The following is a 24,964-nucleotide window of genomic DNA, read 5'->3' on the forward strand; positions in this document are numbered from 1 at the left end:
TTATGGGAAAAATAAATTATTTTGATATATTAATAATCTTTTTATCAACTATTATTTTTATCTTTATACTCTTACCTATTCTTAACTTACTTATAAATCATGGTGATTTTTCATATATTGATGAGGAAGTGTTAGATGCATTTAAAACAACTTTTTTAGCTGGATTTGTTGCTACATTTATAGCTTTAATTTTTGGTATCCCAACAGGCTATTTTTTGGCAAGATACAACTTTAAATTTAAAAGTGTTTTTGAGGCTTTAATTGATATACCTATAGCTATCCCTCATAGTGTTATAGGAATTATGTTACTATTATTAATTTATGGAATTAATTTTTTCAAACTTTTGGGTAATTATATTGTAGATAACTTTTGGGGGATTGTATTAGTTTATCTATTTGTTGGTATTCCTTTTATGGTAAATAGCATTAGAGATGGATTTTTAAGTGTAGATGAGGAATTAGAATATGTATCAAGGACATTAGGAGCCTCTAAAATAAAAACTTTCTTTAATGTTTCTCTACCTCTAATAAAAAACAATATTGTTTCAGGATGTATTTTATGTTTTGCAAGAGGTATAAGTGAAGTTGGAGCTATTCTTATTATTGCATACTATCCAAAAACAATTCCAGTGTTGATATATGAAAGATTCATTAATTTTGGATTGCCTGCATCAAAACCTATAGCTGCATGTATGATTTTAGTTAGTATATTACTATTTGCTATATTAAGAGGAATAACCAAAAGGTAGGAATATGCTTATAGTTGAAAATTTACATAAAAAATTTAAAAATTTTGAACTTAAAAACATCTCTTTTAAGCTTAATAAAGAGTATTGTATAATTCTTGGTCCAAGTGGTGCAGGAAAATCAATTCTATTGAAATGTATTGCAGGAATACTTTATCCAGAAAAGGGTAGGATATATTTAAATGGAGATGATATAACTCACTTACCACCAGAAAAAAGGAATATTGGATATGTTCCTCAAAATTATGCTCTTTTTCCACATAAAAATGTTTATAAAAATATTGCTTATGGATTGATAATTAGAAAAGTAAATAAAATTGAAATTGAAAAAAAGGTAAAAGAAATTGCTGAATTTTTAAATATTTCTCATCTTTTAGATAGAAAGCCAAATACTTTAAGTGGAGGAGAACAGCAGAGAGTGGCATTAGCAAGGGCTTTAATTTTAAAACCTTCTATTTTATTATTAGATGAACCTACATCAGCAGTAGATATTAAAATTAAAGAGGAAATTATAGCTGAGTTAAAAAAAATAGATTATATTCCTGTTATACATATAACACATGATTTAGCTGAAGCAAGAACATTAGGTAAAAAAATAGGTATATTTATAGAAGGAGAACTTTTAGCTTTTGGAGGCAAAGAAGTACTAAAAAAACCAAACAATAAAAAAATAGCTAAATTCTTGGGCTATAATATTGTTGATAATAAAATAATTCCACCAGAAGATGTAATTTTAACTGATGGAAAAGATTGTAAAATAACTAATGTTATTGATTATGGATTCTATAAGAAGGTTTTTGTTGAATATAACAACACCATAATTGTAGCATATACCAATAAAAACTATAATATTGGAGACTATGTGAGTGTCAGTTTTAAAGATTTAGTTAAATAAATATAAAATTAATTGTCATACTTTACACTTAATTTATCATTGATTTCTCCTTTTCTTATAACTTCAAACAACTTACTAACAGATTCATTTGGTAACACAATTAAAACATCAAAACCAGCACCTACATCACATACATATAATGAAGATTTAAAGGCCATAATGATATCATCATTCTTTATATTATTTTCATTAAAAATTTTGTCTAATAGTTCATTACCCTTTCCTTCACAAAACTCTGGTGGTGACATAGTTAGAGATGTTTTCATAAAATTAGCAAATGAATCAACATATGCAGATATTAATATATTACAAATTTCATTAATAGCAGATATTTTCATTTCATCAAACTCATCTCCTTCAGCTTCCATACCCATTCCTGCCAACATTGCCCTAGATAAATTTAATGCAGAATCTCTTGAAAATATTAGAACTCCGGTTCCTTTAATATCCCCATTAAAATTAATTTTTGTTATTATTTTTTCATCTTCACCAAATTCCTCTTTTATTTCCTCAGGGGTTGCTAATCTTATATTAAAGACTTTTAGCTCAGAATTGTATCCTGTCATATCTGTTATAAATTTCATAGCCTTTTCAGATGCATATTTTCCTACATCTTCAATTTTAGCTAAACAATCTAAGTCAAAATTATCAGCTAAGCCCCTATCTTCCATATTTTCTCCTAATGTCTTTTCAACAATTGATTTAACAATAATTTCCAAAGATTTTTCAGAAATTTCAACATTTCCAATTTTCATAATATTCTCACTTAATTTAAGTTATTTCTAAAGGGAAAAAAGAGAAAATTTTTATTCATCAGGGAATAACTTATTTAGCTCTTCTAAAACCTTCTGAGCTTGGAATGGTTTAACAATATATCCATCAGCTCCAGCTTCTATAGCTTCAATAACTTTCTGTTCTTGGTCAATAGATGTACACATGACAATTTTAACATCAGGTAGTATTTTCTTTATTTCTCTTGTTGCAGTTATACCATCCATCTCTGGCATAACAATATCCATAGTTATTAGGTCAGGTTTTAGTTCTTTTGCTTTTTCTATAGCCTCTTTTCCATTGGAAGCTTCACCTACAACTACAAATTTTCCTGTAGGTGTTAAAATCTTTTTTAAAATGTTTCTCATAAAAGCTGAATCATCAACAATTAATGTTTTTACAATTTTTCCCATAAATTTCCCACCTCAATAATAATAAATATCTCTACTAAAATTATTAAAAGTAATGTATATTATATGGTTATAAATAATTTATGTTTGTTATCTATTTTGTTACTTTATTGAGGGATAATAATGTATGAGTTTGCTATTGGACCAGTACATCCTACTATGTTAGAACCCCATAGATTAAGGTTATTTATTGAAGATGAAACTATAAAAGATGCTGAACTTGTTATAGGAACTAATTTTAGAGGAATAGAATTAATTATGGAAGGACTACCTCCTGAAAAAATAAATATTATTGCTGAAAAAGTTTGTGGTATTTGCTCACATATTCATGTTTGGACTTGTGTTAAATTAGTTGAAGAGGTATGTAACATATATGTCCCAGAAAGAGCTGAGTATATAAGGGCAATTGTTGAAGAGTATGAGAGGATTCATAGTCATATGTTGTTTTTAGGCCATATATTAGAGGTTATAGGATTTGAAACCTTGGCTTATAGAACTTTTATGATTAGAGAGCCAATAATGCAATCTCTTGAAATGATAACTGGTAATAGAGTTCAAAATTCATGTCCTTTAATTGGTGGAATTAGACCAAGATGTAATATTAAAGAGAGAGATATTCCCAAACTATTAGAAAGAATAGAAAAATTTAAAGATGATTTAAAAAAACTCAAAGAAAGAATTTTAAATGACCCTATGATTATGGTTAGAGTTAAAGAAGTAGGTTATCTTGATAAAGAAACAGCTATGAAATATCATGCATTAGGCCCAACTGCAAGAGCTTCAGGATTAAAATCTGATATGAGAAAACTTGGCTATGTCCCAGTTTATAATAACTTTGATTTTGATGAAATTTTATATGATGAAGGAGATGTTTATGCAAGAATATTTACAAGAATTGATGAATGTTTTGAAAGTGTAAAAATTATAGAGCAAGCACTTAATCATTTAAATGAACTTGATAAAGAATTCTATAATCCAAACTATGAATTAAAAAAATTCAAGCCAAAACACACTTTTAATGAAGCTCAAAGAGGACAAGTAATGTATTCTTATGGATTAGATGAGCATTTTAGAGTTAGGCAAGTAAAAATTAGGACTCCTACTGCTACAAACTTAGCTTGTATGGAAAAAATACTTCCTGGACATCACGTTAGTGAAGCAGAGTTAATTATTGTAAGTTGTGACCCTTGCTTTACCTGCACAGATAGGATGATTAAGATTATTAAAGAATAAATTTTCAAATTTAGAGGGATTTTTATGGACCCAATTGAATTTATACAGCAATCTGCAAGCTCTATTGCAAATACTATGCATAAACTTAAATTAAAATATAATCCATTTTCAGAAAAACCTATTAGAGGAAACACAAAATTTTTTGTTGGAAGAGTGAGTGAGCTTAGAGAAATTGGGGAAATATTAGGTTCTGCAATGCATGGAAGTGTTGCTAATGCTGCAATAGTAGGAACAAAGGGAATTGGTAAAAGTTCTATGCTAAATATTATTTACTATGCTACTAAAAAACAAGGTCATTGGGTTGTTGAATTAACAGCTTCTCAAATAACTCCAAGACAGTTCTTAATTCAACTTTTATATAATATATTAACTGAGAATGTATTAACAATAAGTGGAAATATTAAATCTGAATATATGGAATATTCTCCTAAAATTTTAGAGATGTATAAAAAATTAAATAACTATGGTGATAAAGTTCCTATCCACTATCCAAGAGAGAGAATTGAAAGAGATTTAGAATTTTTAATAAATACTGTAAAGAGTCATGATAAACTATGTATCATTTTAATAGATGAAGCAGACCAATTTGCAAAAAAGAGCTGTCTATCTTTATTACAATTCTTCCATTCTTTTTTATATGAAGAAGGAATTTTAACTTTTTTAGCAGGCTCACCAACATTAATGGATGATTTAACAAAAATTTCACCTCCAATAAAGGATAGAATCCCAAAAATAATAAATATGCCACCACTTTCAAGAGATGAATCTTATGACTTAATAAGGAGAAGATTAGAAGATGCACATATAGAAGGAGCTGAAGAGTTTGAACCTTTCACAAATGAGGCTATTGATATGATTGTTGAAGAGTGTGATGGAATCCCAAGAAAAATAATTATGACCTGTTCCGAATCAATATCAATTGCTATAAAAAAGAACCTTACTAAGATTGATGAGAATATAGTTAAAGAAGCAATACATTCATTGGGCATTAGTGTTGGACATCAGATTTTAAATCATCTAACTCCTGCTCAATCTGAGATTGTTAAAGCAATGGCAAAGCTTGGTGGAACAGCAACAGTTACTCAATTAGCAGAGTATTTAAAAAAATCTCCTGGAACCATTGGAACTCATCTCTCAGATATTTATGAGATGGGATATATTTACAAAGAAAGAGATGGAAATAATGTATATTACAAACTTTCCAAGGAATTAATAGAGGTTTTATTAGAGAAAGATTAAAAAATAAATTAAAAAAAAATTATGTTTTATTTTTCTCTCTCCATTCTTTTAATATTCTTTCCCAATTTTGTCTTAAAAATTCTCCTACTTGTGAGGAATCTCTTGTTCCAACAACACAAGTCCAACCTGTTTTTTCTTCAATGTCTCCTCTTGTTGATGCTGCTAATGCAGGTAAAATAATTATTCTATGATTCACTTTATCAGCTATTCCTGTCTCTTCTATTAATTTTTTAGCATTCTCTCCATTGTATTGTCCTCCTGCAACTGAAACATCAACCGCTTTTCCTCCTGTGTCCATAACCAACAGCCAACATGTCACATTATCTTTTTCAAAGTCCCCTGTAACTGTATAGAATGTTAAGGAGAAGTTGGTTGTTAATATAACTGGACTATTTTCATCAGGATTACCAATAGGATATAAGCCAGGTTCAACTGCTTGAGGTTTTCTTGGGTCTGTGTAGATAGCTTGTCTTAATGTTAAGATAGGCATTAACTCCCAAATATCATAGTTATGCAAGATTAGAGCATCAGCATATCTATTTAATAGAGTGGCTGATATAGTAGCTTCAAACATCTTAGCAGCATCTTCTTTACTTTTTATACTACCATTATCTATAAATTTAGTAAATGGAACCTCATAATTTAAAGCATAGTAATAGGCCTTTATTGGTAAATTTAATATTGGAAATCCAAGATATTTATCCTCTCTCTCTATTGCACTTCTTCTTATCATCACATTAAAATCTAATGTTTCAGCTATATTTTCAGGATAAGTGTGAGGTTCTAAAACAATATCCTCAATACCATTGGCTAAACACTTTGCTGAGAGATTTTTTAGCTCTTTAACATTATTTGATGATACAACTAAAGCAACATCTTTTTTAGATTTTTTAATTACTTTAATCATATCATTTATATTATCTCTATTTGCACAGTAAATTAATGGTTTTGACTTTATTACATTTAATGCCTCTTCAATTATCTCAGGATTTAAAGATGCTATACATATGGGCATATCAGTTTCTTTTTCAACAATTTGGATAGCTTTCTTAAATTTCTCTACATCTCCTGATGCACATCTAACAACAATAAAATCTAACTTTAATTTTTCTCCAGTTCTTTCAAATTCAAAATCTTCAATATCTTTTGCTCTCTTTTTAATCTCTTCTTCACTCAAAGTATCTGGGATATCTACACCTATAGCAGTAGGATTAAAAAATGTTAGTTCATATCTATACATTACTTCTTCTCCACCTAAAATAGCCTTCTTTTTTTCATTACCAAAACAAACCTCTTTAACTGGTGGAGATATAAGTTCCAAAATTTTCTTTTTATTTTTTTCATAATTTGGAGTATTTAATATAGGACATTGGTCAAGTGTTGCCTCTCTCTCTAATAATTTTGTAGCAAAAGCCATACAAGAAGGATATCCACATTTTTTACAGTTTGTTTTTGGTAAATATTTATATATGTCCATTGCACTTATCTTTTTTGGCATAAAATCCCCTCTTTTATGCTGTTATCCAATCATAATTATTTAATTTTGCTTTAACTTCTCCTGGTTTTGTTGTGAGTGTTTTTCCAATTTCTTTCAATGTTTTAACTGCTATAGGATTAAGCATCATAAACATATCTACTCCTGATAGAAGCATAGTTATTCCAGTAGTTATTTCCCAAAGAGGTAATCTATACTCTCTTGGACCCCAGTCATCTTTTTTCATCCATGCTTCTCTTGCACCATTTGCATTAGTTGTTCCAGAGGACATAGGCATATTGACTAACTCATCTCCTTTTAAACCATTTAACCTTAATCTTGTCATTGCATTTATTGAGAACTCTATTCCATATCCTAATGCACATGTTGTAGGGTCCATAACTATTCTATTAGGGTCTAATCCAGCATCTATAAGTTTCCTATTCAAATCTTTTGCCATATTTGGGTCCATAATTGTCCAAGCTAAAACATTGTGGTCATACTTCATAGCTGCATTAACTATCCTTTTATAATCTAACTCTAAATTAGCAGATGCTAATAAACATCTATCTCCTTCTGCAACTTCTGCACATGCCTCTAATACTAATGGGTCTTTATCTGGGTTTCCACTCCCCCCAATAACAAAAGGAACTTTAACAGCTTGAAGTAAATCTTCCATTAATTTAGCTGCTTCTCTTGGTGATGTATCTTTAATTTTAGGGTCAGTTGATATATGATGGATAGTTATCATATCTGCCTCAAACTCTTTAACACACTTCTTAGCCCATTCACAAGGGTCTTCCATAACATCCTCAAAAAACTGCTTAACAGGCTTAGGTAGGCTATGAAGTGGAATATCAAATATATCAAAAGTTACAACTGGAGGGTTAGGATAATGCTCTTCAAATCTGTATAAAGCTCTCTGTCCACCAACTTTTACAACTATTCCTCTACCACCTTCACTTTTAGGCTTTCCAAAAGAGACCTCCCTTATATATCCCTTATATTTTTCAATTGGTGGCTCAAAATCTAACTCTTCTATATCTTTAATCTCAATAATTCCTTCATCTGCAAGTTCTTGTTTTAGAGGTTGTGTCATTGGTACTCTTATAGGAGCTGATGTGGGAATGTTAATAACTAACTCATCTGCTTTGATTATTATATTCTCAATCTCAATACCTCCAACTTTCTCAATAATTTTTAATAGTTTATCTAAATCCATAATTCCACCAATCTGTCATGATAAATCATTACAAATTTAGCTAATTAAAACTAATAAAAATACAAAGTTTATATACTTTATCTAAAATAAATTTTAAAAAAATTAGATATTCCTTGAACATTATAATATGTTGAGTATTATTAAAAATAACATTGAATTAAAATAGTTCTAAAAAATAGTGGTGTGCATGGCTTCCTTGGGGTGGACTGGCCTCCCTACTTATCCCTGTAACCCCGAGGCCATCTCGGCCCCGCACCCCCGTGAGCACCGACGTCCCACCTACCGTTGCTCCCTTCCGGGCCTGGCGGGGTTCGGTGGGTAAAGGGGGTTATGCCCTCCTTACAGAGGGCACTCCCCCTCCGCCGAGTCCCACGGGACGAGGCCTCATTGATGGCCTCGGGAGGGACAAGTAGAGAGACCAGCCGCCCCCAAGTTTTCGGCCCCCGCATAAGGACGGTTTCGGGTTACAGGGGACGCCCAACCCCCCGGCCTAGCCATGCACACCAAATATATATAATAGTCTATTTTATATATAAAACTTGTCATAGAAAAATTAATATATAAAAATAAATCTATAAAATTTTTACTATTCCTTTACTACCATCTAACAATAATTTATCTCCTGTTTTAATTTTATCTATATCTATCTTATCAACTGCTGGAATTCCTCCAAGAATAGCTCCTGTTGCAATAATTGGCTCACACTCTAAATTAATTATTCCCTTAAGAATACCTTTTTTTGCTAATGAATAGATGACATAACTTCCAACAGTACTACCTTTTCCATAAGGAAAAACAAAGATTTTGTCTTTTAAATTTTCTCCATAAACATCACTACTTTTATCAATTATATTTCCATTATCATCAACTCCTCCTAAAAAAGAAAATGGCTTTTTAGACACTAATGCAATTCCCTCACATATACCTTTTGATATACTTCTACCTTTTAATATCATTTTATTTCACACTCTTAATATTATTATAGAGCAGTCTTCCATAGATTTATTGGCTCCTCTTTATTAATTGAAATTATCACCTTTATCTCTTACATCCTATAATACTCAATGAATGAAGTGTATATAAATATTCCTATAATATAATTTTAGCACCTTCATTGTTAGGTTTAGTTAATATTATTTTTCCATATTTTTTTAATGTATTAATTACTCTCTCAGTATTTTCTTTCTCAACTAATGCTATATAACTTGGGCCTGTCCCAGATAGTCCAGAAGTTAAGGCTCCAGCATCTAATGCCTCTATACTTATGTTTGTTGGAAAGTTTAAAGCTGATGAATATAGAATACCATTCAAAAATAGTGCTTTATAGTAATCTCCATTTAAAGCTAAGTTAAATGCTACTTCAACATAATCTTTTATGAGCTTCATTCTTTTAACATCCACATTCTTTTTTAAATTTGGTATTAAGATAACAATATCTAAATCCTCTCTCATTTTGTCTCTTTTAATTATCTCCCTTTTTAAATTATCAGTTATTGTTATTCCTCCATAGTAAGAGGCAGTAGCATCATCATAAGCTCCTGTAACTGTGAGTTTTTCATCAAAACATGACTTTATTGCTAAATCTAAAATTAATTTATCATCTATTTTTTCATTTAAAGCAGAGAATGTAGCTAAGACAACAGCATTAGATGTGGCACTACTTGAAGATAATCCTGATTTTATAGGAATTTCTGTCTTAGTTTCAACATAGGCAGAGTAGTTTAAATTAAAATAATCTAAAACATTTTTAACACATCTTATTATTAAGTTAGGCTCTATATCACTATCTAAAACTTTTCCTTTTATTTCATTTTTATTATCATCAATTAATTTAACTTTTGCATAAACTTTTAAATCTATTCCAAAAGCAGAGCCTTTTCCTGTTGATATTGCATTAATTATAGTCCCAGATGCTAATGCGTAAGCTTCTCCTTCCATTTTTTCACTTAAAGTAAGGTTCTCTCCTTCTTATACACTCTAAAAAATACTTTTCTAAATCTTCTCCATTTCTTATAGGGGTTAATATATCTACTAAGTTGTCATCCCTCAATAGACAGGGTTTTAGATATCCATCATGAGTAACCCTTATCCTTGTGCAATGAGCACAAAATTCTGAGTTGTCCATAGGTCTTACAAATTCAACCTCTACTCCACTCTCTAATATATATTTAGTTCTATTATGCATTAATCTCCTTCTTATTACTTTTTTGGCTCTTTCTTTTATTTTTTCTTCTATTGGCTTTATATCAACATAAAATTTTCTATCTTCTTCATTTTGTGGAAGAAATTCAATAATTTGGAGAATAACTCCTTTATCAGCACAAAAATCAATAAATTCATCTATTTCATTTATATTTAATGTTAAAGCAACAAAATTTATTTTTATTGGATAAAAGTATTTTACTGCCTCATCTATCCCTTCTAAAACAGATGTTAAATTACCTTTTGTGATTTGATAATACACTTCTGAATTTAAAGAATCTAAACTTATATTAACCCTATCTAAACCTGCTTCTTTTAAAGATTTTGCATATTTTTTTAGTAGAGTTCCATTAGTTGTTAATGAAATATCTTCAATTCCCCTGACTTCTCTTATTTTTTCAACAATTTCAACAATATCCTTTCTTATTAATGGTTCTCCACCAGAGATTTTAACTTTCTTAACACCAAATTTTACAGATGTTTCAACAATCTTTTTTATATCATCAGATGTTAGATATCTATCATTTCCTAAGTGTCCCTCTTTATGACAATAAAAACAGTTGAGATTACATTTATTAGTTATAGAAATTCTTAGAGATTTTATAGGTCTCCCATATCTATCCTTCATAGCTATCAAAAAATAAAAATAGTTGTTTTTATAGTTATTTTTTTATAAATTTAATTATATTTTTATTCTTCTTTTTCTTCTGTTTTTTCTTCATCTTCTTTTTTTCTTTTAAATGTTTCTACAAATTTAACCTCATCTATATTTTCAAATCTTTTGAGAATTTCTTGAACAATTGCCAACTTTTGCCTTATATCAATTGGAGGAACTTCTATAATAACTGTGTTTCCTTCAATTTTAACCTCAGCTGTTAATCTTGGAACAGCCATTTTAACAATTTCTTTTATAATATCTTCATCATTCTCTATAACTTCTTCTATTTTGATTCTATATTTTACTTCTTTCCCAGCTAATTCATGATTGAAATCTACTAAAACTCTTCCACTATTTACACTTACAATTTTTCCTGGAGTTCCATCAACATTTATAACTAATCCTTTAACAACTGGAATTCCTCTCTTTTTAAATTCACTTATTGGGATAATCTTTATTTTAGATGGGTCTCTTTTACCAAAAGCTTTCTCTGGTGGTAAAACAACTTCTCTCTCTTCTCCAACATCCATCTCTAATAAAACTTCATCTAAACCAGGAATAACTTGACCATCTCCTACAAAAATTGCTACTGGTCCATAAACAATATTTGGATTGTATATTCCTTCTGCCTTTGCTTTTTCTTCATCTGTTGTATCAAACAACTTACCTTCAACATATCCATCATAACTTATTCTGACTAACTTACCTTTTTCTACCATTTTTACTTCACCATAAATTTTTAATTTTTTGGAAAATTATTAATGATACTATTTATATTTTAATTTTCATTAAAATATCTAAAACTTATAATCCTGCATAATCTTCTAAGATAACAATATTCTTTCTTGTATCATAGATAAAATAACTCTTAGGAGATGGATTTACAACTATTGTATTATCTATTTTATCTATACATCTACTTTCATGAATATGGCCACAGGCACATAAAACAACATCATTATTCTCTATAAATTCTCTAACAGCCTTACTACCAACATGAGTATTATTGACAATATCTGCCATAGTTCCATAAGGTGGAGCATGAGAAACTAATATAATATTATCTAAGTTGTAAAATTTTTTTAGCTCATTTAAAAGTTCATTGTCATCATACTCATAATATGTATTAAATGGGGTTCTATTACTTCCTCCAATCCCTAAGAAGTTGTATTTATCTATCTTTTTAACTTTTTTGTCTATATTTAAATTATAACTGTTTAGTTCATCTATAACCTCTTTTGTATCACAGTTCCCAGGGACACATAAAACATCTAAATAATCAGATAACTCTGCTAAATCTTCAATAATCTCAATTCCTTTCCCAAAGTGAGTAATATCACCAGAAACAACTAAAACATCAGCTTTGTTTTTAAGTTCATATAATATTGAAGGAAATCTACCATGTAAGTCAGTAACTCCAATAATTATCATTTTCTCACCACAAATCCAATATATGTGGATATATACTTATATGGTGTGTTATAAAAGAATTTATCTAAAAAGATATTTGATAAACCAAAACTAAACTCTAATTTAAAATTTAATTTATTTAAAAGTTTTATTATTTCTTTATATGAGTAAAATCTTGTTTTAACATTATATTTTTTGTTGTTAATAACTTTATAAATTTCTCCTTTCCTTTTCTTTATAGCTGAAAATATCTTTTTTGGTTTTTTTAAATTTTTTATAATCCAAAAAATATCATATACATTAGCTAATGTAAATATGAATATTCCATCATTTTTTAATACTCTTCTTATTTCCTTAAAAGCTCTAATAATATTACAATGATTCAATGCTCCAAAAAAAGATATAACTGCATCAAAAGAGTTATTTTTAAATGGAAGATACTCAACATTTCCAACTACAACAGGATTATACTTTTTAGCTATTTTAGCCATCTCTAAGGATATATCTAATCCAATAGCTTTCTTAAAATATTTTAAATGCCTCCCTGTTCCACATCCAATATCTAAAACTAAATCATCCTCTTTTATATACTTGCTCATAATTTTTCTTTCAACATCTTCCATATAATTTAGATTATAAAGTTCATTATACTTCTTTGCCAGTGCATCATAATATTTGATAATTTTCATATATTTTTCACTTATATCTTTTCAATATCTAAAAACAAACATTTTAAATATTCAGTACCTTTTGATGTTATAGGATGGTCTCTGGCTTGGCTACCTATATAAAAGATTCTTCCCCATTTTTTAGCTTTTAATACAGCATCAATAACTAAAGCTTTAAAATTATCCATACTTACTGGCTGAGAGCATGAACAACTAACCAACAAATTCTTTGTTAATTTAGCACCTAATCTATTTAGATAATGATAACCCTTTAAAGCATTTTTAAGGGATTTTTTAGATTGGGCAAAGGCAGGGGGGTCTAAGATAACTGTATCAAAGGATATATTATCATTTAAGAAAGATTCCATAACTTCAAAGGCATTACCTTCAATAAACTCATACTTATCTTTTGGGATTTTGTTAAGTTCCATATTTTCCTCAGCAACTTTTAAAGCTTTTTTAGATAAATCTACTCCAACAACATAACCTCCTCTTAAAGCTGCATGGACAGAGAATCCTCCTGTATAACAACAGACATCTAAAACTTTATCCCCCTCTTTTATAAACTCCTCTAAAAATATCCTATTCTCCCTCTGGTCTAAAAAAAATCCAGTTTTTTGTCCATCAAACCTTACAATAAATTTAGCTTCTCCCTCTGTTATTATTGTCTCTTTCTTTGTACCATATAAATGTTTTTCAAAATCTTTTAGTCCAGCTCTTCTTCTATTTCTACCTGAACTTTTTTCAAAAATACTCTCAATACCTAAATCTACTAATGTCTCAACAATAACATCTCTAAATTTTTCAATACCATAATTAAATATTTGAATGGTTGCAATATCATTAAATTTATCAATTATTAAACCATTCAACCAATCTGATTGTGTATAAACCATCCTATAACTTTCTTTATATCCTATCTTTAACCTAAACTCATTTGCTTTAGTTATTTTATCTCTTATATATTTTTCATCTAATTCCTCCTTTCTTAGAGTCATTATTCTAACTTCATAAGGATTTTTAAACCCTCTGCCTAAAAATTTTCCTTTTTTTGAGTATATATCAACAACTTCCCCTAATTCAGCTCTATCAAAATCTTCCTTATTTAGAATATTCTCTCTTGGAATTATTAAATTTCCTTTCTCTATTGCAGAATATCCTCCAAAATCAACATAAAGCTTTATCATAATTCTCTCACTTGTTTTTAATCTCTTTAATAATATCAATAATCTCTTTAATATGATAAATTTTTTTATCAGCTATTTCTAAAACTTTTGGTGAGACAGAGCCATTTTGTAAAGTAGCTATTGATAAATCACTCTCTTTCATAGCTAAAACATCATTAGCTCCATCTCCAACCATAACTGTAAAATATCCTTCTTCTTTTAATTTTTTTATTAAATCTCTCTTGTCAAATTGATTAGCTTCATAAATATAATTGTCTATTTTTAACCTTTTAGCTAAATTTTCTACCATTCCTTTTCTATCCCCAGATGCAATATATATTTTATCAACTAAATTTTTTAGCTTGTCTATTGTTTCTTCTACTCCATCAAACAAACAACCTCCTGTTGCAATAGTATAAGATATTTTTTTATCATAAGTATCTGCAATTAGAGCACTACCATATCCTGTCTCCAACTCATATCTTTTTAATACATTTAATGGCTCTTTAAGCTCCTTCATTTTTGTTTTATTATCCTTAAAAATATTTTCTTTTATAATAGGAGGATTACAATATGATATTCCTATATTAACCTTTTTTAGAAAATTAGATATTAATTCATTGTCATCCTCTTTATCCACAACTTCAATAGGACAATCTTTTATAATAACCAATACTCTACCTTTCTTTTTATCAACTAAATCAACTGTCTGTTTATTACAAATAAATTTGTTCTTTTCTATATCTTTAATAACTCTAATAATTTTAACTAATGTCCCAGCTGAATCAAAAACAATAGCTATCCTCATAATCAACAGCAGCAATAGTTTTTTATTTCTTAATAAATAATAACTATATTAATTAAATATTAATTTTTTTGGTTAGTCTATAAATTATAAAATGTACATATGTAAATTTATAATTTTCAGTAAGATTAATATATGTGCTCAGTATTTTTTTATAACCTTACAAAAAAGGGGATGTGGCTAAAAAGCTGAACCCTAAAAAGAGGGGTAAAATGAGTTTATATAAATATATAAGAGAAGCTTGGAAAAGACCAAAAGAGAGCTATGTTAAAGAGTTGTTATGGGAAAGATTACAACAGTGGAGAAGAGAGCCAGCAGTTGTAAGAATTGAAAGACCTACAAGATTAGACAGAGCAAGAGCATTAGGATACAAACCAAAACAAGGAATTATTGTTGTTAGAGTAAGAGTTAGAAGAGGAGGTTTAAGAAAATCAAGACCTAAAAATTCTAAAAAACCTGCAACATTAGGAGTTAATAAAATAACAATGGGTAAATCCATCCAAAGAATTGCAGAAGAAAGAGCAGCAAGAAAATTCCCAAATATGGAAGTTCTTAACTCCTACTGGGTTGGAGAAGATGGAAAACACAAATGGTATGAGGTTATATTAGTAGATCCTCACAACCCAGTTATAAAAGCAGACCCTAACTACAACTGGTTATGTACTGGAAAACACAAAGGTAGAGCATTTAGAGGTTTAACATCAGCTGGTAAGAAAGGAAGAGGTTTAAGAAACAAAGGTATTGGAGCTGAAAAAGTTAGACCAAGTATAAGAGCTCATGGTAGAAGAGGTAAGTAAAATATTTATATAAGTTAGATATTTTTAAGTCCTTGGGGGAAAATAACCACTACTTTTTCACTGTCCCCCTAAAAATATTTTTAAAAACTTATTTTTAAGGTGAGGAAATGAGCAATGAGTTAAACTTGTTAGTGCCATTAGACCAATACTTAGCAGCAGGAGTCCATATAGGTACAATGCAAAAAACAAAGCACATGGAAAAGTTTATTTATAGAGTTAGAAGTGATGGGTTGTATGTTTTAGATGTTAGAAAGACAGATGAAAGATTAAGATTAGCAGCTAAGTTTTTAGCAAGATATGAGCCAGAGGATATATTAGCTGTTTCAAGAAGAATATATACAACAGGACCATTAGAAGAATTTGGTAAATATACAGGAGTTAGAACAGTTATTGGAAGATTTGTCCCAGGAACATTAACAAACCCATCATATAAAGAATTCTTAGAGCCAGAGGTTATATTCATATCTGACCCAAGAGTAGATAGACAAGCTTTAAAAGAAGCTGTTGAAGTAGGAATTCCAATAGTTGGTTTATGTGATACAGAACATTTGACATCATTTATTGATTTAGTTATTCCAGCAAACAACAAAGGGAAGAAGGCTGTTGCATTATTATACTATTTATTAACAAGAGAGTTCTTAAAGAATAAGGGAGTTATTGAATCTGATGATAAAGTTCCATTTACATATGAGGAGTTCTTAGAAAGAGCTATGAATCCAAAAATTAGAATTATTATACAACCACAAGATAGAAGAAGAAGGAGAAGAAGAAAGAAAAAATAAAGTTGATAATTTATGGAAAAAATTAATTATGTATGTGAGAACTGTGGTAATGATGAGTTAGAAGTATTAAAAAAGAAAGTTCATGATAAATCATTTTACTATTTAGTAAGATGTCCAAAATGTGGAAATGTATTTGAAATCTCAGATAAATTAAAACTTTCTCAAACTAAACTAATAATAAGTAGATATGATATATCTGAATCAAAAGTTATAACAATTCCAAAAGATGTAGAGTATAAAGTTGGAGATACATTAAATATTGATGGGGAAGAGTTAGAAATAACAAAGATAGAAACAGATAAAACTGTTAAAGGAGCTGAAGGAAAGGATATAAAAGTTATTTGGACAAAATCACTCTCAATTCCAAAAAAGATAGGAATAAGTATAAATGATAAAAATAGAACGTACAGTGTATATTTATTAGTTCCTAATGACTATATTTTTGAAACAGAAAGAACTTACAAAATTAATGAAGGTTTCTTTAAAATTAAGAAGATAAAATTAGAAAATGGTAAATTTGCTAATAAAGCAGAAGCTAAGGACATAAAAAGGATATATGGGGAAGTAAGTAGGCCATATAGAAATGCTAAGGACTTAACAGAATATCTAAAAGAGGATTAAGAAGGTGATTAAATGGCAACTGCAAGAACTGCAAGAAGTAGAAGAAAAGTGAGAAAGGTAAGAGATAAATGGAAAGAGAAAGTTTGGTATGAGATATATACAACTCCAGAATTTGGAGGAGTATTTATTGGATTGACACCATCTAATGACCCAAGTTTAGTTTTAGGTAGAGTTGCAGAGATTAGTTTAAAAGATTTAGCAGGAGACCCAACAAAACACATGCATAGAACATACTGGAAAATCTTTGGAATAGCTGGAAGTAGAGCAATAGCTCAATTTTATGGACATGATACAACAAGAGAATTTATGAAAGCACAAATTAGAAGAAGAAGAAGTAGAATTGATGCTATATTAGATGTTGTTACAAAAGATGGATATAAAGTAAGAACAAAGGCATTAGTTTTAACAGCTCACAGAGCAGATACAAGACAAAAATCAGATATTAGAAAGAAAATGGAAGAAATTATTAAAGACATGGCAAAAGAGAAAGATTTTGCTCATTATGTCCATGCTATGCTAATGGGAGAAATGGCTGAAAGAATTAAAAATGAATGTAAAAAAATATTCCCAATAAAGAATGTTATAGTATATAAATCAGAAGTTTTAGAGTTGGCTAAATCAGAAGAAACAGAAGGATATATAAAAGAAAGTGAAGAAGAAAACAACTAAATTTTTTTTATTTTTTAACTTTCTCTTTATTTATAAAGTTTTTAGCTAAATCTAAAATATTCTCAGAGATTATATATTTAGAGTTGTCTTTTAATACTACTTTAGCTACTTCTAATGCTTGATATATTTGTGCTTCATCTTTAAAGTATTCTCTTGCAGCTTCTGCAACTATTTTTATTGCCTTAGCTCTACCTTCTGCTTCAATCCTTAAACTTTCAGCAATTCCTTCTGCTTTTAGTATTCTACTTTGCTTTTCTCCTTCTGCCTCTAAAATAGCAGCTCTTTTTAATCTTTCAGCTTTCATTTGTTGTGCCATTGCATTTTTAATATCTTCTGGTGGGTCTATTTCTTTAACTTCTACTTTCTCAACTCTAACTCCCCATGCATCTGTCTCCTTATCCAATATCTCTAAAAGTTTTGAATTTATATATTCCCTTTTGTTAAGGACTTCATCTAATTCCATATTTCCAATTATAGCTCTTAAAGTAGTTTGAGCTAAGTTAATTATTGCATATTCATAATCCTCAACTTCTAAAAGAGCTTTTTCAACATCTACAACTCTATAATAGATAATTGCATCTACTCTAACAACAGCATTGTCCTTAGTTATCATATCTTGGGGAGGAATATCTGTAACTTTTGTCCTTAAATCTACTTTAACTGGAACATCTAAAAAAGGGATAATTATATTAACTCCAGGTTTTAACTTTCCTATAACTTTACCTAATCTAAATATTAAACCTCCTTCATACTGCTTAACTATAACAACTGCTTTAATTATTATAAATAAAACAATAAATCCTAATATTAACCAAAAAATCCATAACATTTTTTATCACACTCTTTTAACTATAAGATGAACACCTTCATATCCAATAACAATAACTTTATCTCCTTTTTTTATATCATCTTCTGATTTAGCATGCCATACTTCATTCTCTATCTTAATCTTTCCATAGTTATCTTTAAAATCTTCTAATGCTATACCTTCCTTACCTATTAACCTTTCAACTCCTACTTTATACTCATTCTTTGAAAAATAAACAAATTTATATAATAAGAAAACAGTTATTATTCCTGCTAAAAAACCAGCTAATAGTGAATAGTTTGGCATAATAAATAAAAAAATTCCATAAACTATAAGAGCTATTCCCAAAGCAGGAAAATATAAACCAGGAATATAGCTCTCTAATAGAACTACAATGAATCCAATAACTATAAGGATATATCCTAACTCCTCCATAACAAATCCTACAAAATTTTAATAATTATAACTTTTTAAATTTAGTAATATATATAACTTTTGTAAATAAATGTTTAAGGTTTTGGATATGATAGAAAATTTAAAAGAGTTAGAAAGAGTTGCAAATGAAATAAAAGAAAAGATAAACAACTATTCAGGATATATAAAGATAATAACTCACCATGATACAGATGGATTAAGTAGTGGGGGAATTGTTGCAAAAACTCTATTAAGAAATAACAAACTCTTCCATATTTCTGTTGTAGAGCATTTAAGTGATAAAGTTATTGAAAAATTGCATCCAAACTGTTTATACATATTTTGTGATATGGGCTCAGGACAGTTAGATAAAATTCTACAAAAAGATGAAAATATAAATGCTATTATTTTAGACCATCATCCCCCTTCTATATATGAAGAAAAAATTAACAACATTATTCAACTAAATCCTCATTTATATGGTATAGATGGCTCAAAAGAGGCAACTGCAAGCTCTATTTGTTATTTATTGGCAAGAGCTTATAACTTCTATGATTTAGCAGGATTGGCAATTGTTGGAATGATTGGAGATATGCAGTATAATCCTTTTTTAGGATTGAATAAGTTTATAGTCAATGAGGCAAGAGAACATAAAATAATAAAAATATTCAAAGATATAATTTATAATGTTTATGGAGTAGAGCTTTATAAAGCAATTGCATACTGCACAAAGCCATATATTGAGACACTATCATCTGAAAATAAAGCATACAAATTTTTAAATGAATTGAAAATAAATCCTGAAAAAACAGAAATGGATGAATCAGAAAAAAAGAGATTTTTAGCTCAAATAGCTTTTAAATTTCCAGATATTGATAAGTTAATGATAGATAGAATAATTATTAATCATAAGGTTCAAGATGCTTTCTTATTATCTGAGATTTTAAACTCTGTTGGTAGATTTGGAAAATTTGGAGTAGGAATAGGAATAACTTTGGAAGATGATAAATGTATTGAGATAGGTAAAGAACTTTTATGGAAGTATAAAAAAGAGTTGGTAAGTGAAATAAAAAGGATAACTTTAAAAGACCTTAAACATATTAAATATTTTGAGGGTAAAAAGGGATATATTGGTGTTATAGCCTCTATATTAGCAACTGAGAAGCCAGTTGTTGGATACTATATTGAAGATGATATAGCAAAATTTTCAGCAAGAGGTAATAAAGAGTTAGTTGAGAGAGGTTTAGATTTAAATAAAGTAATGGCAATAGCCAAAGAGTTTAGTGGAAATGGAGGGGGGCATAATATAGCAGCAGGTGCAACAATTAAAAAAGAATATATACAAGATTTCTTAAAAAGAATAGATGAATTAGTAGGAGAACAATTGAAAGGTGAGAAAAAATGAAATATGTTGTAGGGCACAAAAATCCAGATACTGATTCAATTGCATCTGCAATAGTTTTAGCATATTTCTTAGATTGTTATCCAGCTAAGCTTGGAGATATAAATCCTGAGACTGAATTTGTTTTAAGAAAATTTGGAGTTATTGAGCCAGAAACTATAAAATCAGCAAAAAATAAGGAGTTAATATTAGTTGATCATTCAGAAAAAAGTCAAAGTTTAGATGATTTAGAAGAAGGAAAGTTGATAGCTATTATAGACCACCATAAAGTTGGTTTAACAACATCCGAACCAATATTATACTATGCTAAACCAGTTGGTTCAACTGCAACTGTTATAGCAGAGTTATACTTTAAAAAAGCTTTAGATTTGATAGGTGGAAAAAATAAAGAACTAAAACCAGATTTAGCAGGATTATTATTAAGTGCAATAATATCAGATACTGTCTTATTCAAATCACCAACAACAACAGATTTAGATAAAGAAATGGCTAAAAAATTAGCTGAGATAGCCAATATAAAAAATATAGAAGAGTTTGGAATGGAAATCTTAAAAGCTAAATCAGTTGTAGGAAAACTATCTCCAGAAGAAATAATAAATATGGACTTTAAGAACTTTGATTTTAATGGAAAAAAAGTGGGAATTGGGCAAGTTGAGGTTATAGATGTTAAAGAAGTGGAAAGTAAAAAAGAGGATATATATAAACTTTTAGAAAAGAAATTAAATGAAGAAGGTTATGATTTAATTGTCTTTATGATAACAGATATTATGAAGGAAGGTAGTGAGATGTTAGTTGTTGGTAATAAAGAGATTTTTGAGAAGGCATTTAATGTTAAATTGGATGGTAACTCTATATTCTTAGAAGGAATTATGTCAAGAAAAAAACAAGTTGTTCCACCATTAGAAAAAGCATACAAGGAGTGATTCAATATGTTTAGAGCAGAGTTTGAGAGTGCGAAAGCATTTAAGAAGGTAGTAGATACACTATCAACATTGTTAGATGAGATAACCATAAAGATAGATGAGGAAGGGATGAAAGCAATAGCAATGGACCCAAGCCATGTAGCATTAGTAAAATTAGAGGTTCCAAAATTAGCATTTGATAGCTATGAAATAGATGAGGAGAAGGAGATAGGAATAGATTTAGAGATGTTAAAGAAGATATTTAACAGGGCTAAGGCAAAAGATAAGTTAATTTTAGAGTTGGATGAAGAAAAAAACAAGTTAAATATAATCTTTGAAAACACAGGGAAGAGGAAGTTCTCAATAAGCTTATTAGAAACAGGAGGGATAACTCACAAAGTTCCAGAAATTGAGTATGTAAATAAAGTCATGTTAAAAGGAGATGCATTTAAAGAGGCATTAAAAGATGCTAAGCTATTCTCTGACAGTGTTACATTAAAGATAGATGAGGAGAAGTTTGTTGTATATGCAAAGAGTGAAGTTAATGAAGTTGAGAGCATCTTTGATAAAGATAGTTCAGCAGTTATAAGCTTAGAATGTGGAGAAGAAGCAAAGTCATCATTTAATTTAGAATATTTAGAGGATATGGTTAAAGGAGTTAGTAGTGGAGATATTGTTAAAATAGAGTTAGGTAATGATATGCCTCTAAAATTAGAATACTCCCTCTCCGGTGCTGAACTATTGTTCTTCTTAGCCCCAAGAATTGAGGAAGAATAATTAATAATTTTATTTTCTTTAATTTTATTTTTAAATATTAAGATATTATTATTGATATTAATCTAAAGAGGGCATAATTATGGATTTTAAGATGTTAGTTGATAAGAGAGAAAAAAAGTATCTTCTTAAAAAAAAGGTTAATAAGTTAGGTACTGATTTAGGAGTTGTAGATTTGGAAAACAAAGATGTTGGAGAGGTTGTTTATTCACATTTAGGAGAAAAATTTTACTATGTTGAACCTACTCTTTATGATGTTTTAAAAAGAATGAAAAGAACAGTAACTACTCTCCTACCAAAAGATATTGGATTTATTATAGCAAGAGGGGGAATAAGAAATGGAGAGATTGTTTTAGAAGCTGGGACTGGCTCAGGAGTTTTAACTATGTATTTAGCTAATGCTGTTGGGAAAGAAGGTAGAGTTATTACTTATGAAAAAAGGCCAGAATTTGCAAAAGTTGCAAGAGAGAATTTACTAAGATTAGGTTTAGTAAGAAAGAATCAGCCAATTATTGGATTAGATGAAGAATTTAATGATGATATTGAAGTAGAAGAAGGTCTATTTAATGTTATTATGAAGATAGGAGATGTAAGAGAAGGGATTGAAGAAAGAGATATAGATGTTATTGTTTTAGATATGCCTGATCCTTGGGAAGTTGTAGAGCATGCTAAAAAAGCTTTAAACAAAAAGAGAGGTAGAATAATAACCTATCTCCCATATATTGAGCAAGTAAAAAAAACTGTTGAGAAATTAAAAGAAGAAGGTTTCTGGGATATTCAAACATATGAATTGATAGAGAGAGTTATTGAAGTATCTGAAAAAGGGGTACGACCTTCAACAAGGATGATTGGACATACAGGATATATAACATTTGCAAGAGTCCCAATTGATTAAAAAATTCTTTGAGCAATTAATTTAAACAATATTTTAAATCCTGTTATGACATTTGTTCCTCTGCTCATTGAATAATCTGTATATATTGTTTTTATTGGAACTTCTTTTATTTTTAAATTGTGTTTCTTAGCCAATATTATAAATTCTGATGATACTTCATATCTATCACTTTTTAAATCATCAATAATTTTTTTTGCAGCTTCATAAGAAAATGTTCTTAATCCACTTTGACTATCTGAAACAAAGTAACCTCCCATAAAATAAGTTATGAAGTTTAAACCAAAATTACCAATTCTTTTAACAAGAGGCATATTTTTTAGCTCATTTTTATCTAACATCCTACTTCCAATAACAAAATCATAACCTTCAAAGATAGGTTTTACAACTTTCTCTATATCTTCTGGATGATGCTGTCCATCAGCATCAAAAGTTACAATAACCTTTGGATTATATAGAAGAGCTGTTTTAATCCCAGTTCCTAATGCTCCTCCTAAACCTCTATTTATTATATGCCTACAAACAATAACATCCTCCTGTTTAGCTAACTCATAAGTTTTATCCTTTGAGCCATCATCCACAACAACAATGTTTTTATATCCATATTTTTTTAGATTTTTTAATGTTTTAGTTATCATTTTTTCTTCATTGTATGCTGGAACAACAATAAAAATATCATCTTTGTTTATTTCCATACTTTCCACCAATAACTTTAGAGAAAGCAATGTTTCCAGCAACACCACACAAAAATATAACCAATGCAATACTATCAGCAAAAGGAATATTGTATTTTAGGGATATAAGGACTATCATAGTTCCAATAACAACAGTAATTAATGAACTACCAATTAAAACATTTGATGTCTCTTTTTTAAAAGCTAATCTTAATCCAACCAAAGCTGAAAAAGTTAGAGAGAGAATAGCAAATATTATTATTAGATTAAATATAAGCTCCATACTAATCCCTTATTCAAATATAGTTATTAATATCTAATCCTACTTCATCACATATATTTTTTAGTATATTATAGAGGGATTCATCTATTGGAATCCCATCTTTATTTTTTTCTTTATTTCTTTCTTCTATCTCTCCAGGAATTAAAACATTTTCTCCAGCACTTTTAACTTCCTCCATTAGCTCATCAACTTTCTTTTTAAATTCCTCTTTCCCCATAAAGAAGTCAGGATTTATAACTATAAATAAATCTCCTTTTGTGCATCTTTCTTTTGGATTAGCTGTTCCTCTAACTTTACTACCCACTTCTGCTCCTCCAATTGCTGAAAGCATCTCTATAGCCAATGCTAATGCATAACCTTTTGGACCACCAAATGGTAATATACAACCTTCTAATGCTTCTTTTGGGTCTGTTGTTGGATTACCATCTTTATCTACAGCACAACCTTCTGGAATTTTTGTTTTCTTCCTTAAAGCTTCTAATATTTTACCTCTTGCAATTGATGATGTAGCCATATCTAAGGAAAATTTATATTTATTTCCTTTAAAGGCAATTGCTATTGGATTAGTTCCTAAAATTTTCTTTTTTCCACCAAATGGTGCCATAGCAGGCTCAGTGTTTGTCATAACTATTCCAATCATATCCTCATTCATAGCTTTTTCAGTATAGTATCCTGCTATACCAAAATGATTAGAATTAATAGTGGATACACAAGATATTCCCATTTTTTTAGCTTTTTCAATTGCAATATCCATAGCATAATCTCCTACAACTTGTCCTAATCCTAAATCTCCATCAATAACAGCTGTTGCTGGACTTTCTTTAACTATTCTTATATTAGGATTTGGATTTATATTTTTTAGCTTTAATCCTTCAACATATTGAGCAAATCTACCAATTCCATGAGAAGTAAATCCTTTTAAATCTGCTTCAACTATTACATCTGCAACTATCTTAGCATCTTTTTCTGGAACATTATACTTTTTTAGAACATCAACAATTAGCTGCTTTGCTTTCTCAGGTTTTATTTTCAATATCTCACCTAAAT

29 protein-coding genes and 1 other RNA gene are annotated in these 24,964 nt (G+C 29.1%); 12 read left to right on the forward strand and 18 right to left on the reverse strand.

The genetic code is table 11. From position 1 onward, the window contains the following. Window positions 1-2: 2 nt before the first annotated feature. Entirely contained in the window at window positions 3-749 is a 747-nt protein-coding gene (locus ACPB8Q_RS07365; RefSeq protein WP_423792530.1) for an ABC transporter permease subunit, read from the forward strand. Between the two features lie 4 nt (window positions 750-753). Further along, window positions 754-1,641: an ATP-binding cassette domain-containing protein gene (locus ACPB8Q_RS07370; RefSeq protein ID WP_423792531.1), complete on the forward strand. Its 888-nt coding sequence runs from the start codon at window positions 754-756 to the stop codon at window positions 1,639-1,641. 8 nt (window positions 1,642-1,649) lie between these two features. Here the strand turns inward: ACPB8Q_RS07370 and ACPB8Q_RS07375 are convergent, their stop codons facing one another. Beyond that, window positions 1,650-2,396: a chemotaxis protein CheC gene (locus ACPB8Q_RS07375; protein ID WP_423792532.1), complete on the reverse strand. Its 747-nt coding sequence runs from the start codon at window positions 2,394-2,396 to the stop codon at window positions 1,650-1,652. 51 nt (window positions 2,397-2,447) lie between these two features. Next, a complete protein-coding gene (locus ACPB8Q_RS07380; RefSeq protein WP_423792533.1) occupies window positions 2,448-2,825 on the reverse strand; it encodes a response regulator in 378 nt (125 codons plus the stop codon). A 120-nt stretch (window positions 2,826-2,945) separates the two neighbouring features. Here ACPB8Q_RS07380 and ACPB8Q_RS07385 point away from each other — a divergent pair, with 120 nt between their 5' ends. Continuing rightward, complete coding sequence (locus ACPB8Q_RS07385) at window positions 2,946-4,055, forward strand: nickel-dependent hydrogenase large subunit (protein ID WP_423792534.1); 1,110 nt, start codon at window positions 2,946-2,948, stop codon at window positions 4,053-4,055. A 24-nt stretch (window positions 4,056-4,079) separates the two neighbouring features. After that, window positions 4,080-5,294 carry an ArsR family transcriptional regulator gene (locus ACPB8Q_RS07390; RefSeq protein WP_423792535.1) on the forward strand — a complete coding sequence of 405 codons (1,215 nt, stop codon included), beginning with the start codon at window positions 4,080-4,082 and terminating at the stop codon, window positions 5,292-5,294. A 19-nt stretch (window positions 5,295-5,313) separates the two neighbouring features. Here the strand turns inward: ACPB8Q_RS07390 and acsC are convergent, their stop codons facing one another. The 11 genes from acsC to ACPB8Q_RS07445 form a co-directional block, all read right to left on the reverse strand. Then, window positions 5,314-6,792: an acetyl-CoA decarbonylase/synthase complex subunit gamma gene (gene acsC / locus ACPB8Q_RS07395; protein WP_423792536.1), complete on the reverse strand. Its 1,479-nt coding sequence runs from the start codon at window positions 6,790-6,792 to the stop codon at window positions 5,314-5,316. Between the two features lie 13 nt (window positions 6,793-6,805). Continuing rightward, window positions 6,806-7,990 carry a CO dehydrogenase/acetyl-CoA synthase subunit delta gene (gene cdhD, locus ACPB8Q_RS07400; RefSeq protein ID WP_423792537.1) on the reverse strand — a complete coding sequence of 395 codons (1,185 nt, stop codon included), beginning with the start codon at window positions 7,988-7,990 and terminating at the stop codon, window positions 6,806-6,808. A 184-nt stretch (window positions 7,991-8,174) separates the two neighbouring features. Beyond that, window positions 8,175-8,491, reverse strand: an RNA gene (gene ffs, locus ACPB8Q_RS07405) — signal recognition particle sRNA. Window positions 8,492-8,562: 71 nt separating this feature from the next. Then, the gene (locus ACPB8Q_RS07410) at window positions 8,563-8,946 is read right to left on the reverse strand and encodes a DUF126 domain-containing protein (protein ID WP_423792538.1); all 384 of its coding nucleotides are present in this window, start codon (window positions 8,944-8,946) and stop codon (window positions 8,563-8,565) included. A 133-nt stretch (window positions 8,947-9,079) separates the two neighbouring features. Beyond that, window positions 9,080-9,928: a shikimate kinase gene (locus ACPB8Q_RS07415; RefSeq protein WP_423792539.1), complete on the reverse strand. Its 849-nt coding sequence runs from the start codon at window positions 9,926-9,928 to the stop codon at window positions 9,080-9,082. Window positions 9,929-9,932: 4 nt separating this feature from the next. After that, a complete protein-coding gene (gene moaA / locus ACPB8Q_RS07420) occupies window positions 9,933-10,820 on the reverse strand; it encodes a GTP 3',8-cyclase MoaA (RefSeq protein WP_423793433.1) in 888 nt (295 codons plus the stop codon). A gap of 62 nt (window positions 10,821-10,882) precedes the next feature. Then, complete coding sequence (locus ACPB8Q_RS07425; protein ID WP_423792540.1) at window positions 10,883-11,569, reverse strand: peptidylprolyl isomerase; 687 nt, start codon at window positions 11,567-11,569, stop codon at window positions 10,883-10,885. Between the two features lie 85 nt (window positions 11,570-11,654). Beyond that, on the reverse strand, window positions 11,655-12,281 hold the full coding sequence (locus tag ACPB8Q_RS07430) for a metallophosphoesterase (protein WP_423792541.1): 627 nt from the start codon (window positions 12,279-12,281) through the stop codon (window positions 11,655-11,657). Then, window positions 12,278-12,949 carry a class I SAM-dependent methyltransferase gene (locus ACPB8Q_RS07435; RefSeq protein ID WP_423792542.1) on the reverse strand — a complete coding sequence of 224 codons (672 nt, stop codon included), beginning with the start codon at window positions 12,947-12,949 and terminating at the stop codon, window positions 12,278-12,280. Before ACPB8Q_RS07435 ends, ACPB8Q_RS07430 begins: the two co-directional genes overlap by 4 nt. 11 nt (window positions 12,950-12,960) lie before the next feature. Continuing rightward, entirely contained in the window at window positions 12,961-14,118 is a 1,158-nt protein-coding gene (locus ACPB8Q_RS07440; RefSeq protein WP_423793434.1) for a class I SAM-dependent rRNA methyltransferase, read from the reverse strand. A gap of 4 nt (window positions 14,119-14,122) precedes the next feature. After that, complete coding sequence (locus tag ACPB8Q_RS07445) at window positions 14,123-14,902, reverse strand: HAD-IC family P-type ATPase (protein WP_423792543.1); 780 nt, start codon at window positions 14,900-14,902, stop codon at window positions 14,123-14,125. Between the two features lie 209 nt (window positions 14,903-15,111). Between ACPB8Q_RS07445 and ACPB8Q_RS07450 the strand changes: the two genes are divergently transcribed. The 4 genes from ACPB8Q_RS07450 (at window position 15,112) to ACPB8Q_RS07465 (ending at window position 17,768) form a co-directional block, all read left to right on the forward strand. Beyond that, window positions 15,112-15,696: a 50S ribosomal protein L15e gene (locus ACPB8Q_RS07450; protein ID WP_423792544.1), complete on the forward strand. Its 585-nt coding sequence runs from the start codon at window positions 15,112-15,114 to the stop codon at window positions 15,694-15,696. A 107-nt stretch (window positions 15,697-15,803) separates the two neighbouring features. Continuing rightward, window positions 15,804-16,478: a 30S ribosomal protein S2 gene (rpsB, locus tag ACPB8Q_RS07455; RefSeq protein WP_423792545.1), complete on the forward strand. Its 675-nt coding sequence runs from the start codon at window positions 15,804-15,806 to the stop codon at window positions 16,476-16,478. Window positions 16,479-16,490: 12 nt separating this feature from the next. Continuing rightward, the gene (locus ACPB8Q_RS07460) at window positions 16,491-17,099 is read left to right on the forward strand and encodes an HVO_0476 family zinc finger protein (protein WP_423792546.1); all 609 of its coding nucleotides are present in this window, start codon (window positions 16,491-16,493) and stop codon (window positions 17,097-17,099) included. 12 nt (window positions 17,100-17,111) lie between these two features. Beyond that, entirely contained in the window at window positions 17,112-17,768 is a 657-nt protein-coding gene (locus ACPB8Q_RS07465; protein WP_423792547.1) for a 30S ribosomal protein S3ae, read from the forward strand. 7 nt (window positions 17,769-17,775) lie between these two features. Here the strand turns inward: ACPB8Q_RS07465 and ACPB8Q_RS07470 are convergent, their stop codons facing one another. Continuing rightward, window positions 17,776-18,597 (reverse strand): SPFH domain-containing protein, encoded by an 822-nt coding sequence (locus ACPB8Q_RS07470; RefSeq protein ID WP_423792548.1) that lies wholly within the window; start codon window positions 18,595-18,597, stop codon window positions 17,776-17,778. Between the two features lie 6 nt (window positions 18,598-18,603). Then, the gene (locus ACPB8Q_RS07475; protein ID WP_423792549.1) at window positions 18,604-19,011 is read right to left on the reverse strand and encodes an NfeD family protein; all 408 of its coding nucleotides are present in this window, start codon (window positions 19,009-19,011) and stop codon (window positions 18,604-18,606) included. A 70-nt stretch (window positions 19,012-19,081) separates the two neighbouring features. On the opposite strand from ACPB8Q_RS07475, the gene ACPB8Q_RS07480 reads away from it, so the two are divergent. The 4 genes from ACPB8Q_RS07480 (at window position 19,082) to ACPB8Q_RS07495 (ending at window position 22,963) form a co-directional block, all read left to right on the forward strand. Then, window positions 19,082-20,395: a DHH family phosphoesterase gene (locus ACPB8Q_RS07480; protein WP_423792550.1), complete on the forward strand. Its 1,314-nt coding sequence runs from the start codon at window positions 19,082-19,084 to the stop codon at window positions 20,393-20,395. Further along, window positions 20,392-21,315: a manganese-dependent inorganic pyrophosphatase gene (locus ACPB8Q_RS07485; protein WP_423792551.1), complete on the forward strand. Its 924-nt coding sequence runs from the start codon at window positions 20,392-20,394 to the stop codon at window positions 21,313-21,315. The genes ACPB8Q_RS07480 and ACPB8Q_RS07485 overlap by 4 nt, the downstream gene beginning before the upstream one ends. Before the next feature lie 6 nt (window positions 21,316-21,321). Then, window positions 21,322-22,071 (forward strand): DNA polymerase sliding clamp, encoded by a 750-nt coding sequence (locus ACPB8Q_RS07490; protein ID WP_423792552.1) that lies wholly within the window; start codon window positions 21,322-21,324, stop codon window positions 22,069-22,071. A 79-nt stretch (window positions 22,072-22,150) separates the two neighbouring features. Continuing rightward, window positions 22,151-22,963, forward strand: a complete 813-nt coding sequence (locus tag ACPB8Q_RS07495; RefSeq protein WP_423792553.1) for a tRNA (adenine-N1)-methyltransferase — start codon at window positions 22,151-22,153, stop codon at window positions 22,961-22,963. Here ACPB8Q_RS07495 and ACPB8Q_RS07500 read toward each other — a convergent pair. From ACPB8Q_RS07500 to comC, 3 genes are read right to left on the reverse strand one after another with little or no spacing between them, the layout of a single operon-like run. Next, window positions 22,960-23,649 carry a glycosyltransferase family 2 protein gene (locus ACPB8Q_RS07500; protein ID WP_423793435.1) on the reverse strand — a complete coding sequence of 230 codons (690 nt, stop codon included), beginning with the start codon at window positions 23,647-23,649 and terminating at the stop codon, window positions 22,960-22,962. The genes ACPB8Q_RS07495 and ACPB8Q_RS07500 overlap by 4 nt on opposite strands. After that, window positions 23,636-23,917, reverse strand: a complete 282-nt coding sequence (locus tag ACPB8Q_RS07505; RefSeq protein WP_423792554.1) for a hypothetical protein — start codon at window positions 23,915-23,917, stop codon at window positions 23,636-23,638. Before ACPB8Q_RS07505 ends, ACPB8Q_RS07500 begins: the two co-directional genes overlap by 14 nt. Before the next feature lie 13 nt (window positions 23,918-23,930). Beyond that, window positions 23,931-24,950, reverse strand: coding sequence for an L-sulfolactate dehydrogenase (gene comC, locus ACPB8Q_RS07510; protein WP_423792555.1), 1,020 nt, complete (start codon window positions 24,948-24,950; stop codon window positions 23,931-23,933). Between the last annotated feature and the right edge of the window lie 14 nt (window positions 24,951-24,964).

Origin of the sequence: Methanocaldococcus indicus, assembly GCF_049554935.1 — an archaeon.
Taxonomy (GTDB): Archaea; AGJL01; Methanococci; order Methanococcales; family Methanocaldococcaceae; genus Methanocaldococcus; species Methanocaldococcus indicus.

Excerpts from the sequence above, each read along its gene's own strand:
- ACPB8Q_RS07470 (WP_423792548.1), bottom strand. The coding sequence starts at position 18,597 with ATGTTATGGATTTTTTGGTTAATATTAGGATTTATTGTTTTATTTATA.
- ACPB8Q_RS07370 (WP_423792531.1), top strand. The coding sequence starts at position 754 with ATGCTTATAGTTGAAAATTTACATAAAAAATTTAAAAATTTTGAACTT.
- ACPB8Q_RS07465 (WP_423792547.1), top strand. The coding sequence starts at position 17,112 with ATGGCAACTGCAAGAACTGCAAGAAGTAGAAGAAAAGTGAGAAAGGTA.
- ACPB8Q_RS07390 (WP_423792535.1), top strand. The coding sequence starts at position 4,080 with ATGGACCCAATTGAATTTATACAGCAATCTGCAAGCTCTATTGCAAAT.
- ACPB8Q_RS07490 (WP_423792552.1), top strand. The coding sequence starts at position 21,322 with ATGTTTAGAGCAGAGTTTGAGAGTGCGAAAGCATTTAAGAAGGTAGTA.
- ACPB8Q_RS07365 (WP_423792530.1), top strand. The coding sequence starts at position 3 with ATGGGAAAAATAAATTATTTTGATATATTAATAATCTTTTTATCAACT.
- ACPB8Q_RS07430 (WP_423792541.1), bottom strand. The coding sequence starts at position 12,281 with ATGATAATTATTGGAGTTACTGACTTACATGGTAGATTTCCTTCAATA.
- ACPB8Q_RS07375 (WP_423792532.1), bottom strand. The coding sequence starts at position 2,396 with ATGAAAATTGGAAATGTTGAAATTTCTGAAAAATCTTTGGAAATTATT.
- ACPB8Q_RS07485 (WP_423792551.1), top strand. The coding sequence starts at position 20,392 with ATGAAATATGTTGTAGGGCACAAAAATCCAGATACTGATTCAATTGCA.
- ACPB8Q_RS07505 (WP_423792554.1), bottom strand. The coding sequence starts at position 23,917 with ATGGAGCTTATATTTAATCTAATAATAATATTTGCTATTCTCTCTCTA.
- ACPB8Q_RS07410 (WP_423792538.1), bottom strand. The coding sequence starts at position 8,946 with ATGATATTAAAAGGTAGAAGTATATCAAAAGGTATATGTGAGGGAATT.
- ACPB8Q_RS07460 (WP_423792546.1), top strand. The coding sequence starts at position 16,491 with ATGGAAAAAATTAATTATGTATGTGAGAACTGTGGTAATGATGAGTTA.
- ACPB8Q_RS07415 (WP_423792539.1), bottom strand. The coding sequence starts at position 9,928 with ATGGAAGGAGAAGCTTACGCATTAGCATCTGGGACTATAATTAATGCA.
- moaA (WP_423793433.1), bottom strand. The coding sequence starts at position 10,820 with ATGAAGGATAGATATGGGAGACCTATAAAATCTCTAAGAATTTCTATA.
- ACPB8Q_RS07480 (WP_423792550.1), top strand. The coding sequence starts at position 19,082 with ATGTTTAAGGTTTTGGATATGATAGAAAATTTAAAAGAGTTAGAAAGA.
- acsC (WP_423792536.1), bottom strand. The coding sequence starts at position 6,792 with ATGCCAAAAAAGATAAGTGCAATGGACATATATAAATATTTACCAAAA.
- ACPB8Q_RS07450 (WP_423792544.1), top strand. The coding sequence starts at position 15,112 with ATGAGTTTATATAAATATATAAGAGAAGCTTGGAAAAGACCAAAAGAG.
- ACPB8Q_RS07425 (WP_423792540.1), bottom strand. The coding sequence starts at position 11,569 with ATGGTAGAAAAAGGTAAGTTAGTCAGAATAAGTTATGATGGATATGTT.
- ACPB8Q_RS07385 (WP_423792534.1), top strand. The coding sequence starts at position 2,946 with ATGTATGAGTTTGCTATTGGACCAGTACATCCTACTATGTTAGAACCC.
- cdhD (WP_423792537.1), bottom strand. The coding sequence starts at position 7,990 with ATGGATTTAGATAAACTATTAAAAATTATTGAGAAAGTTGGAGGTATT.
- ACPB8Q_RS07380 (WP_423792533.1), bottom strand. The coding sequence starts at position 2,825 with ATGGGAAAAATTGTAAAAACATTAATTGTTGATGATTCAGCTTTTATG.
- ACPB8Q_RS07445 (WP_423792543.1), bottom strand. The coding sequence starts at position 14,902 with ATGAGGATAGCTATTGTTTTTGATTCAGCTGGGACATTAGTTAAAATT.
- ACPB8Q_RS07435 (WP_423792542.1), bottom strand. The coding sequence starts at position 12,949 with ATGAAAATTATCAAATATTATGATGCACTGGCAAAGAAGTATAATGAA.
- rpsB (WP_423792545.1), top strand. The coding sequence starts at position 15,804 with ATGAGCAATGAGTTAAACTTGTTAGTGCCATTAGACCAATACTTAGCA.
- ACPB8Q_RS07475 (WP_423792549.1), bottom strand. The coding sequence starts at position 19,011 with ATGGAGGAGTTAGGATATATCCTTATAGTTATTGGATTCATTGTAGTT.
- ACPB8Q_RS07495 (WP_423792553.1), top strand. The coding sequence starts at position 22,151 with ATGGATTTTAAGATGTTAGTTGATAAGAGAGAAAAAAAGTATCTTCTT.